This window comes from Haliscomenobacter sp., assembly GCF_040403615.1.
In the GTDB taxonomy this organism is placed as follows: domain Bacteria; phylum Bacteroidota; class Bacteroidia; order Chitinophagales; family Saprospiraceae; genus Haliscomenobacter.
The window spans coordinates 1-1159 of record NZ_JBBAKG010000271.1; the positions used below are offsets into that span (position 1 = coordinate 1).

The 1159-nt window shown below is 48.9% G+C and carries 1 protein-coding gene; it reads left to right on the plus strand.

Features of this window, described 5'->3' with window-relative positions:
* Positions 1–196: hypothetical protein (locus ABW391_RS29520; protein WP_353485491.1), on the plus strand; the 196-nt coding region annotated here is incomplete at its 5' end.
* Positions 197–1159: the final 963 nt, after the last annotated feature.

Genomic DNA, 1159 nt, shown 5'->3' on the forward strand with positions numbered 1-1159 from the left:
ACATGCACTCGGAGGGAGGGGTGAACAGCTGACACATCGCGGCCGCGGTCTCCTTGCCATCAAGGTGGCCCTGGTCCTGCAAGGCGCCGCCACCACTAAGATCCAAGACCAAGTGCCCGCCGGCGCCGTGCCTCTTCTTCCCGACCGCCTCCGCCTGCATGCACCCGCAGCCACCCCCGTCGTGGTGCGCGCGTGATTACCTACATTTCATAATACAACCTCACTTACCCCCAGTCTCTATTTGTCTCCCACGTTCTTCCCTCGCATCCTCCTAGGGAGCGCCCTAATTGCTATCAGGCCCACACCAGCGGCGCCTGCATCGGACCAGGGGTAGCAGTCAGTGGCGGGCGCGCAGGAGCAGGTTTTCCTCTATCACCAGGGGGGAGGTGTATTTGACCATCGCCGCCGTGGTATATATAACGATGTTTTATACAGGGGGTATTATACACATCAGGTATTTCATGTCAAGCGGAACGACATTTTAGGAGGGCGATCGATAATACAGTGGACTTTACCTCAGATTCCCTGTGTGAAGGGAGCGGGGTATCGAACATGCAAGTGAATTCATCTCTGAGTCCCTGCTGGATGAGTTGGGGTAACAAATTTGTAAGTGATTTCATCTCAAAGTCCCTGCTATTTTTGTTGGGGTAACAAAATTTCAAGAGATTTCATCTCGGGTACACTGCTATTTTTGTTGGGGTAACAAAATGAATGGTGAATCGGACATTGTAATTATATATAATTTTGTTATATATATTAATTTCTCAATGTACATCGTCTCAATGTCCCTGCTATTTTTGTTGGGGTAACAAAATTTCAAGAGATTTCATCTCGGGTACACCTGCTATTTTTGTTGGGGTAACAAAATTGTTAGGGATTTTATCTCAGATGCACTGCTGGATTTGTTGGGGCAACAAAATCGTTAGGCATTTTATCTCCGATACACTGCTGTATGAGAGGTGGGTATGGAAAATACAAGGGACTTTACTTTCGATTCCCTGTATACAGAGAGGGGGTATCAAGAATACAAGGGACTTCACCTCGACTTCCTATATACAAGGACTCCAGGTGGTCCAAACCTACCAAACACCAGGTTCCCACACTGTACCTGGAAGACCCCGTGGCCCGAAGTACTTGCACCGAATGTCGACGTTCCGCG